General features: G+C 33.0%; 13 protein-coding genes. 5 read left to right on the top strand and 8 right to left on the bottom strand.

Features of this window, described 5'->3' with window-relative positions; genetic code table 11:
* Positions 1-26 precede the first annotated feature (26 nt).
* From K337_RS0108235 to K337_RS0108260, 5 genes are all read left to right on the top strand, one after another.
* Positions 27-1,337 carry an ABC transporter substrate-binding protein gene (locus K337_RS0108235; protein WP_028856176.1) on the top strand — a complete coding sequence of 437 codons (1,311 nt, stop codon included), beginning with the start codon at positions 27-29 and terminating at the stop codon, positions 1,335-1,337.
* Positions 1,338-1,346: 9 nt separating this feature from the next.
* Positions 1,347-2,267, top strand: coding sequence for a carbohydrate ABC transporter permease (locus K337_RS0108240; protein WP_037029271.1), 921 nt, complete (start codon positions 1,347-1,349; stop codon positions 2,265-2,267).
* Positions 2,254-3,084 carry a carbohydrate ABC transporter permease gene (locus K337_RS0108245; RefSeq protein ID WP_211226086.1) on the top strand — a complete coding sequence of 277 codons (831 nt, stop codon included), beginning with the start codon at positions 2,254-2,256 and terminating at the stop codon, positions 3,082-3,084. Before K337_RS0108240 ends, K337_RS0108245 begins: the two co-directional genes overlap by 14 nt.
* Before the next feature lie 46 nt (positions 3,085-3,130).
* Positions 3,131-4,489 (top strand): peptide MFS transporter, encoded by a 1,359-nt coding sequence (locus K337_RS18060; RefSeq protein ID WP_051251678.1) that lies wholly within the window; start codon positions 3,131-3,133, stop codon positions 4,487-4,489.
* A gap of 261 nt (positions 4,490-4,750) precedes the next feature.
* Positions 4,751-5,650 (top strand): DMT family transporter, encoded by a 900-nt coding sequence (locus K337_RS0108260; RefSeq protein WP_028856179.1) that lies wholly within the window; start codon positions 4,751-4,753, stop codon positions 5,648-5,650.
* Between the two features lie 85 nt (positions 5,651-5,735).
* Here K337_RS0108260 and yihA read toward each other — a convergent pair whose 3' ends face one another.
* The 8 genes from yihA to rbfA all read right to left on the bottom strand — a co-directional run bounded on the left by yihA (position 5,736) and on the right by rbfA (position 14,824).
* A complete protein-coding gene (yihA, locus tag K337_RS0108265) occupies positions 5,736-6,374 on the bottom strand; it encodes a ribosome biogenesis GTP-binding protein YihA/YsxC (protein ID WP_028856180.1) in 639 nt (212 codons plus the stop codon).
* A gap of 94 nt (positions 6,375-6,468) precedes the next feature.
* Positions 6,469-7,035, bottom strand: a complete 567-nt coding sequence (locus tag K337_RS0108270) for a nitroreductase family protein (protein ID WP_028856181.1) — start codon at positions 7,033-7,035, stop codon at positions 6,469-6,471.
* 11 nt (positions 7,036-7,046) lie between these two features.
* On the bottom strand, positions 7,047-9,353 hold the full coding sequence (gene lon, locus K337_RS0108275) for an endopeptidase La (RefSeq protein ID WP_028856182.1): 2,307 nt from the start codon (positions 9,351-9,353) through the stop codon (positions 7,047-7,049).
* A gap of 18 nt (positions 9,354-9,371) precedes the next feature.
* The gene (clpX, locus tag K337_RS0108280) at positions 9,372-10,619 is read right to left on the bottom strand and encodes an ATP-dependent Clp protease ATP-binding subunit ClpX (RefSeq protein WP_028856183.1); all 1,248 of its coding nucleotides are present in this window, start codon (positions 10,617-10,619) and stop codon (positions 9,372-9,374) included.
* A gap of 1 nt (position 10,620) precedes the next feature.
* Positions 10,621-11,205, bottom strand: a complete 585-nt coding sequence (gene clpP / locus K337_RS0108285; RefSeq protein ID WP_028856184.1) for an ATP-dependent Clp endopeptidase proteolytic subunit ClpP — start codon at positions 11,203-11,205, stop codon at positions 10,621-10,623.
* A gap of 176 nt (positions 11,206-11,381) precedes the next feature.
* Complete coding sequence (tig, locus tag K337_RS0108290; RefSeq protein ID WP_028856185.1) at positions 11,382-12,671, bottom strand: trigger factor; 1,290 nt, start codon at positions 12,669-12,671, stop codon at positions 11,382-11,384.
* Between the two features lie 93 nt (positions 12,672-12,764).
* Positions 12,765-14,459, bottom strand: a complete 1,695-nt coding sequence (gene recJ / locus K337_RS0108295; protein ID WP_051251679.1) for a single-stranded-DNA-specific exonuclease RecJ — start codon at positions 14,457-14,459, stop codon at positions 12,765-12,767.
* Between the two features lie 11 nt (positions 14,460-14,470).
* A complete protein-coding gene (gene rbfA / locus K337_RS0108300; protein WP_028856187.1) occupies positions 14,471-14,824 on the bottom strand; it encodes a 30S ribosome-binding factor RbfA in 354 nt (117 codons plus the stop codon).

Here is a 14,824-nt window from a genome sequence, read left to right on the forward strand (position 1 = left end):
CTAAAATAAAAAGGGGGAGAAACAAAATGAAAAAAATATTTTATTTAATTGTAGGATTACTTGTTGTATTTTTAACTGGTTGCGGTGGCTCTAAGCCTGTAGAAAATTCAGAAATAACAGGGGAAGTGATCAAGAGCGACATAAAAGCTGAACTAAAAATTTGGTCATGGGACGTAGCAGCACTAGGACTTAAGGATACCATCCCTAGTTTTAATGAAAAGTATCCTAATGTAAAAGTTACTGTAGAGGAAGTAGGGACTGGCGACACATATCAAAAATTAACTATCGGTTTAAATTCTAACACAGGTTTACCCGATATTATGACTATTGAAACTGATGCTTTTATAAAGTATCCACCTAATTTCCCAAATGGATTTTACGATCTTACAAAGGTTACTACTGATTTTAAAAATGACTTCGATCCAAGTAAGTGGCAGCTGGGTATGTATGAAAACAAACTCTATGCGCTTCCATGGGACTCAGCTCCTGCCGGTATATTCTACAGAAGAGATTTTTTTGAAAATGCAGGAATAGACCCAAATAATATAAAAACTTGGGATGATTTTATAGAAGCTGGTAAAAAAGTACAAGCTGCTAATCCAGGGGTTAAGATGATCCCTATCAACTATGCTAAGGGAACCGCTATCCATTCTATGATGGTCAATTCTCTTGGATCTGGAAGTTTTAACAACGAGGGACAGATCACTGTGGCAGATAAAAGTAATATAAAAGCTTTAAAAATGCAGAAAAAATTTATCGATGAAGGTATTTCATATAATGCTGACTCTTGGAATACTTTAGTTATCGCTACTAAAAATAACGAAGTAGCTACTGTCTTATATGGTGGATGGTGGGGGGGAACTCTAAAAGACCAGATGCCAGAACAAAATGGTAAATGGGGAATTATTCCCATCCCTAATTTTGAAAAGGGTGGTAAAAGAGTAAGTTATGCAGGTGGAGCGTCTTTAGCTATCCCTTCTCAATCTAAAAATGGTGAATTAGCATGGGAATTCATTAAGAATGCTGTCGCTACGAAGGAAAATCAAGTTATGATGTATAAAAAGTATGATCTTTTTCCTTCATATTTACCAGCTTTTGAAGATGAGTATTTTAAAAAAGGGGATCCATATTTTGCAGGTCAAAAAGTATCTGAGCTTTTCGCTGACATGGTTCCTTTGATCAATAAAAAATATGGTACTGAAGATGATTCTGAAGCCAGTGACTATTTATTGGATGCTCAAGCAGCTGTACTCACTGGAAATGCTGACGTTGATAAAGTATTAAAAGGTGCAGCAGAAGCTATAAAAACTGCAACTGGTAGATCTATTGCTAATTAGGAGGATTTCATGGATATAAGTATCATAAGAGAAAAGGAGAGAAGGACTAACCTTCTCTCTAAATTCAAACTAAATAAGAGAACTGCTCCCTATTATTTTATAGCTCCAGCAGTAGCACTCTTTCTATTATTTACCCTGTATCCTTTTTTTAGGACAATCTTATTGAGTTTTTATAGCTATCAAAGAGGCAGTTATGTTTTTTCTGGTATTTCAAATTATCAAAGGCTTTTTTCAGACGCTATTTTCTTTAAGGCTCTTTCAAATACCTTTACATACCTTCTGATACAGGTTCCCCTTATGTCTACGTTATCTTTGATTTTAGCAGTTGCTTTAAACTCAAAGATTATTAAATGGAAATCTCAATTCAGGATTGCATTTTTTCTGCCCTCTGTAACAGAGATGATTGCATATTCCATAATATTTTCACTTTTTTTAAGCGATAAAGGGCTATTAAACTATCTTTTATCTATATTAGGAATAGAGTCTATCCCTTGGTTGATTCATCCTTTTTGGGCCAAAGTATCCATCATGGTGGCTCTTACTTGGAGATGGACTGGGTATAATATGATCATCATGCTTGCTGGTTTACAGGGGATTTCAGATACATTATATGAAGCTGCAGAAATTGACGGTGCTTCAAAATTTCAACAATTTCTCCATATAACGGTCCCTCAAATGAAGCCAATCATCTTATTTTCTATGCTCATGTCTACAATAGGTACTATTAACCTATTCAGCGAACCATTTATCCTTACTAAGGGTGGTCCTAGTAACTCAACTATATCTTTAGGACTTTACCTGTATAATCAAGGATTTATGAATTTAAATTTTGGATATGCATCAGCAATCTCAGTTGTACTTTTAATAATCACAGCTATCATGTCCTTTATACAAATGAAAGCAGGAGGAAAAGATAATGGTGGACTCTAAAAATAAAATAAAAACAATATTAAGTTACAGTATAATTATAATAGGAGTTATTGTTTCACTTTTCCCATTCTATTGGATGTTTATAGGTGCAACTAACTCCTCAGCAGATATATTTTCATTCCCGCCTAAGATGGTTCCTGGGAAAAGTTTTATGAAAAACCTAACTGCCTTAAATGAACAAATTGATCTCCAAAGAGTTATCTTTAATTCATTCTTTGTAGCTATAACATACACTATATTTACCCTGGCCCTTAGTAGTATTACTGGTTATGCCTTTGCAAAATTTGAATTTAAAGGCAGAAATTATTTATTTGGAGCTATCCTTTTAACTATGATGCTCCCGGGACAGGCTACTATGATACCTCTTTTTGATATTATGAAAGCTTTTGGATGGTTAAATTCATATAAAGCTGTTATTATTCCTGGAATTGCCAGTGCCTTCGGTATATTTTTAATGCGTCAGAATATGTTAAAAGTGCCTGATTCACTTATTGAAGCAGCTAGAATAGACGGTTGTGGAGAGTTTGCTATTTTCTATAAGATAGTTCTTCCTACTATGAGACCATCTATTGCAGCACTTGGAATATATATGTTTATGGCTCAATGGGGTAACTTCATGTGGCAACTTATCGTTCTCAATGATTCTAGTATGAAGACTTTACCAGTAGCTCTTTCATCTCTTGTTGGTCTCTCTAGAGTTGATTATGGACAAGTACTTTTAGGAGCTAGTTTATCTACTCTCCCTGTTATTGCAATATTTTTGATCCTTCAAAAACAATTTATATCTGGGATATTAGGTGGAGCATTAAAAGAATAACGAGAAGTTGAACATAATATTTAAAAAATTAAATGGGGGAGAGAAAATGGATAAGAAAAAACAACCGAAAGGTTTATACTTATTAGGATCATTAATGATGTGTTCTAATTTTGGGTATTATGGAAGTAGAATAGTAATGTTATTATTTATGGTAGCAGGAATTGAACATGGTGGATTGGGACTCATGAACGCACAGGGGGCTTCTATTTTAGCAACATATATGGCTCTTGCATATCTTACACCTATGTTAGGTGGGTGGTTAGCAGATAATGTTCTAGGATTTAGAAAGACTACATTGATAGGATTTATATTGTGTACCATAGGATATTTCACAGGATTTGTATATAATAGTATTAATGGTATTTATATAATGACAGGATTAGTAGCATTAGGAGCTGGACTATACAAAGGAAATTTATTAAACCTTCTTGGACTCATGTATGATGAAGATGAAGAAAGTCTGAAAGATGCAGGATTCTCTATAGTATACTCATATATTAATGTAGGTATATTCATAGGAACTTTAGTATGTGGTCTTATAGCTACTAAATGGATGGCTACATTTAATACTGACGGATCGGTAGCGATATATGGTTATAAATATGTATTCTTAACTACATCAATGGTTCTATTATTAGCTACTATATTATTATCGACATTACAGAACTCGTGCCTTAATGGAAAGGGGATTAAACCATTAGCAGCGAAGAAAAAGAATGGTGTCAAAGAACCACTTACCGAAGCAGAGAAGAAAAATGTATTAGTTATATGTATCGTATCATTTGTAGCTAGTTTCTTTTGGATTGCATATTATCAAAATGCATTATCAGTAGTATTATATGCTAGAAATCACATACAGTTAACATATGGCGGCTTTGAAATCCCCCTTACATGGATGGATACATTAAATGCGATATTATGTGTAGTATTAGCTGGAGTATTTGCTAAGTTTTGGCAATGGAAGGCAACTACCAAGAATGGAGATTTTAATATGGCTACTAAGATAACTATAGGTTTCGTATTATTAGCTTCAGCATTCGCATTGATGGCTGTATCCATGCTTCAAACTATTGGAGGAGGAAAAGCTTCTATATTATGGTTGATCGGATTTATAGTATTAATGACAATGGGTGAATTATCATTCTCACCAATAGCGTATTCTATGGTAGACAAATTAGCTCCGTCTAGACTTAAAGGATTGATGATGTCTGTGTTTTTCTTATCAGTAATGGTCGCGAGTAAGTTAAGTGGATATGTTCAATTATTCGTTGAAAAAATGGGGGCATTAGAGGCATTTATTTCTATAGTAATATATCTATTAGTTATTGCAGGAATACTGTTCTCATTTAATAAGAAGTTAGAACAGTTAGAAAAAGAAGGTAAAGCTAAACCATTAAATATATAACTAGGTTTGTACAAAAACAAATAAGGAATGCCTATCTATGAATAGATTAAATGAATTCTCAGAAAAAATTGATCAAGGAACCCTTGATGTCGCTGCCGCCAAGGAAACTAAGTATCTTTTCATAGATATAAAGGTAAAATAAAAGGAATAGAAAGATTTTGGAGTTTAATTTACTTATATCAATATCACAATAAACTTATAATAGGGTATACTCTATTATAAAATAAAGATCCAAAATAACTTTCAAAAGGAGGAAAGATAATGGAAAAAAACAAAAAACATATAATAGCAGACCTTACCCTTGTTATTGTAGCTATCATATGGGGTTCAGGATTTACTGCTTCTAAGATGGCACTGGACAGCGGACTGGGACCATTTTATATGATGGCATTCAGATTCTTGATTGCAGCAGTTATTATGGGGATTGTTTTCTATAAAAGGATAAAGAACATTGAAAAAAAAGATCTTATAGCGGGATCTATTGTTGGTTTTTTCCTCTTCTTTGCTTTTGCCACCCAAACAGTGGGACTGCAGTTTACAACAGCTTCTAAAAATGCATTTTTAACAGGTACCAATGTCGTTATGGTTCCATTTATCTTTTGGGGAATAACAAAAATAAAACCCGATATGTGGTCACTCCTTGCAGCTGTAATGTGTTTCTTAGGTATAGGATTCCTATCTTTTGATGGAAACTTCGCCCTTGGGTTTGGAGACACTTTGTCTCTTATCTGTGCCGTTGGTTTTGCCTGCCATATCAGTTTGACTGGGTATTACAGCAAAAAAGTAGATACAACATTACTCACACTTATACAGATGGCTGTCGCTGCTATCCTATCCTTTGTGTCTGGTTTCTTCTTTGAAACTCTTCCTACAGAGGTTGGGTCTACGGGTATTTTAGCTGTAGTTTATCTTGGGATTTTTAGTACTATGATTGCTTTTTTCCTTCAGACTACAGCACAAAAACATACCACTGCTTCTAGAACTGCTATTATCTTATCTACAGAGGCACTCTTTGGGACACTTTTTTCCATAATGCTTCTAGGAGAAATTCTTACATTTAAGATGATTATAGGAGGAGCTGCTATCTTTATGGCTATTATCACTGCTGAAACCAAGTGGGAATTTTTGAGAAAAAAGCAGCGTGACGTTGCATCCAGTTAATAAAATAGAATTAGAGTTCTTATTCATTAAAAATTTGTAACACTAAAAAAAGCTAACCATGGAAATTCCATAGTTAGCTTTTTTTTTAATCTTCTGTATTTTCATCTTCCTGATCAATTACAGGAGCAACATGATTTTTATATTCTTCTAAAGCCTCATCTAAATATTCAGCTAATTCCTCTCTCCCTTTATGAGAAAGTGCAGAATAGAACAATACATCACTATTTTTAAATTCTATCTTCTTTTTAATATCTTTTAACTGCTTAAATTTTTCATTATTAGACATCTTATCTACTTTAGTAAAGATGATCTTATATGGTACGTTATAATAATCTAACCATTCTAACATATCAAGGTCTTCTCCACTTGGAACTCTTCTAATATCTAGTAATACAAATACTAATTTATTTCTTTTAGAAGCTAGGTATCTCTCCATAGTATTTCCCCAAGCTTCTTTTATAGCTTTTGGAACTTTGGCAAATCCATATCCAGGGAGGTCTACTAAATAAGTTTCATCATTTATGATGAAGTAGTTTATCAGTTGAGTTCTTCCTGGTGTTTTTGATGTTCTAGCCATTTTTTTTCTATTTGTTAAACTGTTTATTAGAGATGATTTCCCTACATTTGATCTACCTACAAAGGCAAACTCTAAATTATTTATTGGTTCTGGATAATCAGCTTCAAATACTGCCGATTTTACAAAATCAGATTTTTTTATTTCCATTTTTTATTCTCCTCTATCCAATTTGGTTGAAACTATAAAAATCAAACTTTTTATAGATCTAACCAATATTGAATTCTTCAATCCTAATTTTCAATTATTTAATATAATTTACTGTATTTTCTTTTCTTGCATGGGGCTTTGGAGTTCCTTCTAACGACGAATAACCTAAAGTTACCGCATATTGAACTTCGTACCCTTCAGGAATTCCCATTTCTTCATTTCTTTTTTCTTTCTCTTCACCTTTGAAATATTCAACTACCAATCCTATCCAACAAGTTGAAACTCCCAATGATTCAGCAGCTAAAAGCATATTTTGTGTAGCAGCACCTAAGTCTGCCTTCATAGAATAAGCTCCCTCTTTTTTTCCAGCTACTACTATTACTGTAGGAGCTTCGTATAAGATATGAAAACTTTCATTTCTTGCCATTCTTCTAAATAGTGGTGTTTCACAATCTTTTAATGCTTCCTTTGTTCCTACACTTATTTGATCTATTGTCTCTTTATTTTGTAATACAGTAAAATGCCATGGTTGAGCATTGTGTCCACTAGGAGCATAAAGCCCTGCTTCGATAATTGCTTCAATTTTTTCCTGCTCTATCTGCATCTCCTTATATTTTCTAATAGACCTACGTTTTTTTATATTTTCTAATACTGTGTTCATATTTCTCCTTTTTATCTTTCAAATGCTATTTTTTTGACATCTTCATAAGTTTTTGCAAAATGAATAGTCATATCTTTTTTCACTTCTCTAGGCAATTCATCTACATCAGACTCATTGTCTAATGGTAATATTACCTCGTGAATTCCAATTCTATGTGCTCCGATTACCTTTTCCTTGATTCCTCCTACTGGTAATACCTCTCCAGTAATTGTAATCTCTCCGGTCATGGCAATATCCTGTCTTATCTTTTTCTTTGTCAATACTGAGATTAAAGCTGTAGTAATAGTCACACCTGCAGATGGACCATCTTTTGGTACAGCACCCTCTGGAAAGTGAAGATGTACATCTGTATTTTCATTGAATTTTTCATCTATTTTTAATTCTTCAGCAACCGATCTAACATAAGAATAAGCCACATGTGCTGACTCCTTCATTACATCTCCTAATTTTCCAGTTAATAAGATCTTACCCTTACCTTTCATAGAAACTGATTGTACCTCTAGTGTAGTTCCTCCGACACTTGTCCATGCCAATCCAGTTACTACACCTAATTTAGGCTCTTTTTCCTTGATCTTATCAGGTCTGTATTTCACCTTTCCAAGATATGTTTCCAGATTTTTTACTGTTACAGTTATTTTTTTCCTATTTTTTTCTAAGACTAACTTAGCTAATTTTCTATATAGGCTGTGTATCTCTCTCTTTAAATTTCTTACACCAGCTTCCCTAGTATATTCATTTATAATTCTTAGGAGTGCTTCATCAGATACTTTAACATCTATTTCAGATAATCCATTATCTACCTTAGCTTCATCTAATAGATATTTTTTAGCTATATGCATCTTTTCAAATTCAGTGTATGAATTTAAACCGATAATCTCCATTCTGTCTCTAAGGGGTCCTGGGATACCTCTCAAATCATTTGCTGTAGCTATAAAGAATACATTGGAAAGATCAAATGGTATGTCTAGATAGTGATCTTCAAAGTTCTTGTTTTGTTCCGGGTCAAGAACCTCTAACATTGCAGAACTAGGATCTCCCTTAGCATCGCTAGACATCTTATCAATCTCATCTAATAATATAAGTGGGTTTTTAGTTTTAGCCTGTTTCATAGCTTTTATTAATTTCCCTGGCATAGAACCAATATAAGTTCTTCTATGTCCTCTAATCTCTGATTCATCTCTTACTCCACCTAAAGAAATTCTTGAAAAATTTCTTCCCATAGCATCTGCTACAGATTTAGCCAGTGAAGTTTTACCTACACCTGGAGGTCCCACTAAACAAAGGATTGTACCCTTCATATTTGGATTTAATTTTTTAACTGCTAAATACTCTAAGATCCTTTCTTTTATCTCTTTTAACCCATAGTGATCTTCTTCTAACTTATCATGAGCTTTTTTTATATCTAAGATATCCTTTGTTTTCTTGCTCCAAGGCAGGTCTAATACTGTTTCTACATAGTTACGTACTACACTAGCTTCAGCTGAAAATGCCGGCATCTTAGATAATTTAGAGATCTCTTTTTCTACTTTTTTCTTTACTTCTTTTGGAAGTTTCTTGCTCTTTATTAATTTTTTTAATTCTAAGATATCATCGTCATCAGACTGATCTTCTCCTAGTTCTTCCTTTATAGCACTTAATTTTTCCTTCAAGAAATACGCTCTTTGAGCTGAATTCATCTTTTCTTTTACTTTATTTTCTATTTTTTTCTCTAAGTTTAAGATCTCTAATTCTTTCTTTAAGATCTCTATTAGTTTATAACCTCTTTCCTCTAAATTAAATATCTCTAAAAGTTTTTGTTTTTCTTCAGATGTAATATTTAAATTTCCACTTATTAGGTCAAACTTTTTGTCTGTATCTTTCATAGATTTTATACTAACTAAAAGATCTGGTAGGATCTTACCACTTAATTTAGCATATCTTTCAAATGATTTTAATACCCTTCTAACTATAGCTTCTCCTACATTTTCGGATAATTCCTCTGTCTCAACAGCTGTAGATTCAGCGTAGATTACTCCATCAGTTTCCTCTATATCACCTAAAATAATTCTATGAGAAGCTTCTACCAATACTTTTACCGTATTATTCGGCATCTTTACTGTCTGTAGAATAGTAGCTTCTACCCCTATTTTATGTATATCATCTGTGTAATTTGGTTCTTCCACTAAAAAGTCTTTTTGCATACACAGGATTAGTTTACTGTCCTCAGCCAGTGATTTTTCCAATGTATTAACACTTTTTTCTCTTCCTATATAAAGAGGCATTATAGCTCCCGGAAAAACCACTAGATCTCTAGTAGGTATAAATGTAATCTTTGTCATCGTTTTCCCTCCCGATCATTATTTTAATTTTTTAGTTTTTTCTATTATCAGTGCTTTGCTATTATCCATCACTGATTCCTCTGTTATTCTTACTTTTTCTACAGCAGGATTAGACGGGATCTCATACATTAGATCTAACATTGCACTTTCCATAAGTGCACGTAGTCCTCTGGCTCCTATCTTTCTTTTTAGAGCTAACTCTGCCATTTTTCTAAGGGCACTTTCTTCAAATTCTAATTCTACATTTTCTAATTCAAAGAATGTTTTATATTGTTTTACCAATGCATTCTTAGGTTCAGTCAATATTTTCATCAAAGCTTCTTCATCTAAGTTAGCTAGAGTAGTAATTACTGGGAATCTACCTATAAGTTCAGGAATTATACCTTGTCTTACTAGATCTTCTGGTAAAACCCTCATGAAAGCTTCTCCTTCAGATTCATTCTTTTCATTTATTACAGTAGCTCCAAATCCCATAACTTTTTTATTTGATCTAGATTTGATTACCTTCTCTAGACCTTCAAAAGCTCCTCCTACAATAAATAGGATGTTCTTTGTATTTATCTTTACTAATTCTTGGTTTGGATGCTTTCTTCCACCTTGAGGAGGTACCTGTGCTTCAGTTCCCTCTACGATTTTAAGAAGTGCCTGCTGTACTCCTTCTCCTGATACATCACGAGTTATAGAGGTATTTTCTGATTTTCTAGCTACTTTATCTAGCTCATCTATATAGATTATTCCTCTCTCGGCCGCTTCTACATCATAGTCAGCTGCCTGTAACAATCTTACCAATACATTCTCTACGTCATCTCCTACATACCCTGCTTCTGTAAGGGTAGTTGCATCTGCTATAGCAAATGGTACATGAAGAGTTTTAGCCAAAGTTTCAGCTAAAAGAGTCTTACCTGTTCCTGTAGGACCAATAAGTAAAACATTTGATTTCTGTAATTCTACATCTCCAGTTTTTCCTTTATGTCTGATTCTTTTATAGTGATTATATACCGATACTGCCAATACTTTCTTTGCAGCTTCCTGACCTATTACATAGTCATCTAATTTTGCCTTTATCTCTTTAGGAGTCATCAGAGTAACATCATCAAAGCTGTTATCTTCTACAGATTCTCCCATCTCTATTTGCATATCTTCTATAAGCATCCCACAAGCTTCTATACACTCATCACATATATTTGCATCTGGACCTGTTATTAATTTCGCTACTTCATTTTCTGATTTTCCACAAAATGAACATTTTTGTATTTCTCTTTTCATTCTATCTCTCCCCTTCTGCGAATACTCTGTCAACCAATCCATATTCCATAGCTTCCTCAGCTGTCATAAAATTATCTCTTTCAGTGTCTTTTTTTACTTGCTCTATACTTTTTCCTGTCGTTTCAGATATTATTTTAGAAGTTAATTCTTTCATTCTTTGAATTTCTTTAGCTTGAATTTGGATATCAGTAGCTTGACCTTGAGCTCCTCCTAATGGTTGATGGATCATTACTCTAGCATTTGGCAGTGCAAATCTTTTACCTTTTGCTCCTGCTGTTAGTAAAAGTGCTCCCATAGATGCAGCTTGACCTATACACACAGTTTGTACATCTGGTCTGATATACTTCATAGTATCGTATATTGCCATTCCTGAAGTTATAACTCCTCCTGGGCTGTTAATGTACATAATTATATCTTTTTCCGGGGCATCTGCCTCTAAAAATAATAATTGTGCCACTATTGAGTTAGCTACTAGATCGTTTATCTCTGTTCCTAAAAAGATTATTCTATCCTTTAATAATCTCGAATATATGTCGTAGGCTCTTTCACCTTTTCCGTTATTTTCAATAACTGTTGGATTATACATAAATTTTTACCTCCAAATGTTTTTTTATTTATCATATAAATTATCAAATAACATTTAATAATTTATACAATAAACCCACTCCCTTTAAATTTATATAACTTATAAAAATGGTGGTCTATATATATAGCTTAAGGGACAAATAAAATTTGTCCCAAAAGTCTATACACTTAATTTAATTATTTAGCTTGTGCTTGAATGAATTCAACAGTTTTTTGCATAGTAGCATCTACTTTTAAGTTCATTGTGAAGTTCTCTAAGTTGTTTGCTTTAGTTAATTCTTCCTTTAACTTGTCTGCATCCATCTTGTACATAGAAGCAACTTCAACTAATTTAGCTTCTAACTCTTCTTCAGTTAATTCGATCTTTTCGATCTTTGCGATCTCATCTAAGATAAGGTCTAATTTGATCTTTTCAATTGCCATAGGTCTAACTTGCTCGTTTAATTGCTCCATTGTAGATCCTGACATTTGTAAGTACATCTCTAAGTTCATTCCTTGAGATTTTAATTGGTTTTCCATCTCAGAAATTCTTCCTTTGATCTCTCTAGCTACCATAGATAAAGGTAAAGTCATTTCAGTGTTAGCTAAAACTTGGTTTAATAAAGTTTGTCTATATTCTCCCTCTACTCTAGCTTCTTCTCTGTTTTTGATCTCTTCAGTTTTCTTAGTTTTTAAATCTTCTACAGATTCAAATCCTGCTTCCTTTGCGAATTCTTCATTTAATTCAGGTGTAGCAGTTACTTTTATTGCGTTTATTTTAACTTTGAAAGTTGCTTCCTTTCCAGCTAAGTGTTCTGCATTATATTCAGTTGGGAAAGTTACTACTATTTCTCCCTCTTGACCTTTTTCATATCCTACTAATTGCTCTTCAAATGTATCTATGAAAGATTTAGTTCCTAATTTTAACATGTGTGATTCAGACTTTCCACCTTCGAAAGCTACTCCATCAACAAATCCTTCAAATGCAAGATCTAAAGTGTCGTTGATTTCAGCTTTGTGACCTTCAGCAGCATCTTCTAAGTTAGCCTTAGCAGATACCATCATTTCGATCTCTTTGTTTACAATTTCATCATTCATTTCGAATGCTTCTTTTGTAGCTTCTAATCCTTTATATTCTCCTAATTTGATCTCAGGGAATACATCTACCATAAATGTAACAGCAAATTTTTCTCCATCTAAGTCTACTTTAGTTGTCTTTATGTAATCTACAGGATTGATTTGTCCATCCTTTAAGATAGCTTCATAATGAGATTTTAAGATAGCGTCAGTAATCTCTTCTTTGATTACACCTTCATAATGAGATTCGATAGCTGATTCAGGTGCATGTCCTTTTCTGAATCCTGGAATTTCAGCATCCTTAGCTATTTTTTTTACAGCGTCTTTCTTAGCAGTAGATACTTCTGCACCTTCTACCTTTAATGTGATTTCAACTACTGAGTTATCTAATTTTTTTACTTCATAATTCATGTTCTTTGTTCCTCCTTGTATGTGATTATATATATTTAAATGCTCTAAGCACTTATTACTTTGTGTGGGTAATTCATAAATCATCTTTACTTATTACACTTTTATTTTTATATCTTTTATTTTAATTTGAATAATTTTATTATTATTATAACAAATTTTTTCTGGATAGTATGCTATTTCATAGATTTTATCCATATAATTATCTTCATCGATCTTATGAGCCAGATTGAATCCTACAGCAGAGTAAAGTTTCCCATTTTTTTCTAAAAAAGTTTTAAAATGTTTATCTTCAACTCCAAATTTTTTCACTCTGACAAATTTTAGATCTCTGTCTATAAATAGTGGATATGGATTAGCTGCTCCAAAGGGTGAAATCTTAGCAAGTTCACCTATAAAGTTATCATCTACCATCTCTAATGGATAGTTATAATCTATCTTTATAATATCTTTTTTGTACTTTTTTGTAGATTCTCCAATACCTTTGGCAATAGCTTTTTCAACTGTTTCCAGTTTATCTTTAGCTACTATGAATCCAGCAGCTAAATCATGCCCTCCAAATCTAATCAAGGTATCAGACATATTATTTAATATATTAAATATATTTATCCCTGCTACACTTCTACAAGACGCCTTTCCAAAGTTATTTTGTAACGAGATAAGGATAACTGGAATGTTGTACCTGACAGAAAGTCTGCTGGCTACAACTCCAATAACACCTGGATGCCAATCATGGGATTTTAAAAATAGATATTTCAAACTATCTTTATCCTCTATCTTCTCCACTTCATCGTTAATCTCATTAAAAATTTTTCTCTCTAAAATACGTCTTTTATTGTTGGATTTTTTCATATCCTCAATAATAGAATAAAGTTCACTGTCATTCCCTTCTAAAAAGAAGTCTGCTCCCGTTCTTGATTTTCCAATCCTTCCCAAGGCATTTAATAACGGTGATACAAAAAAGCTGATATCTGTTGTGCTTATATCTTTAGGTGATAATTTCAAATATCTAAGCAGGGACCTGAGTCCCTTTATCTTAGTATTTTTTAAAGCTATCAACCCATTTTTCACTATAACTCTGTTTTCATCCGTTAAAGGCATTACGTCTGCTATAGTTCCTATCATCACTATGTCCAAATGTTCATATAGAGCTTTTGGATCCATACCTAGTTTTTTATATACAGCACAAGCTACTTTAAAAGCTACTCCAGCACCAGATAGATATTTAAATCTGTAATTTTTACTTAATTTGGGGTTAATTACTAAAAGTTTTTCTTTTTTATCTTTTATTATTTTATGATGATCGGTAATTATAACATCGATACCTAGAGATTTTGCATATTCAAAATCTTCTACTGAATTAATTCCTGTATCTACCGTTATGATTACCTTTCCACTTCTTTCATTGACATAATCTATTGCCTGCCTATTCAGACCATACCCCTCATCCATACGATTTGGAATATAATATGAGGTTTCTATCCCGATAAGATTAAAAACAATAGTCAGATAAACAGAGGCTGTTATACCATCTACATCATAATCGCCATAGATAAATACCTTACTTTTACTATCTTTAGCCCTGATTACCTTTTCTACGACCTCCTCCATCCTTTCAAAATCAAATGGATCTTCTAGATCTTCTACACCTGCATTTAAAAATTTCTGGATATCGTCATCGGAATCAATCCCCCGTGATAGCAGGAGTTTTACCACTTCTGTGGATAAATTATGCTTCTCAACTTTGTCTTTCACCTGGGACTCATCATATGTATTATATTCCCAATACATACCATATCCTCCTAATTGTTAACTTTATCAATTAAGTTAGATATTTTTATCGCTCTAGCCACTGTATCATCTAAAAATACTCTGATTTCAGGTACATATCTAAGGTTAGTTTCTTCCGATACTCTTTTTCTTAAGTATTTTCTGATCTCATTTAACCCTTCTAAAACCATAAGTTCATCTACTTTATTATCTCCAACAGATAAAACACTAAAATATGCATCTGCATATCTTAGGTCTTGAGTAACTTCTATCTTAGTTACCGATACCATCCCTTGAATTTTTGGATTTTTAACTTCCATGAATAAAGCTGTAGATATTATTCTTGTCATTTGTTTTTCGATGCCTAATAATCTTTGTTTTCTCAT

This window comes from Psychrilyobacter atlanticus DSM 19335, assembly GCF_000426625.1.
Classification (GTDB): Bacteria; Fusobacteriota; Fusobacteriia; order Fusobacteriales; family Fusobacteriaceae; genus Psychrilyobacter; species Psychrilyobacter atlanticus.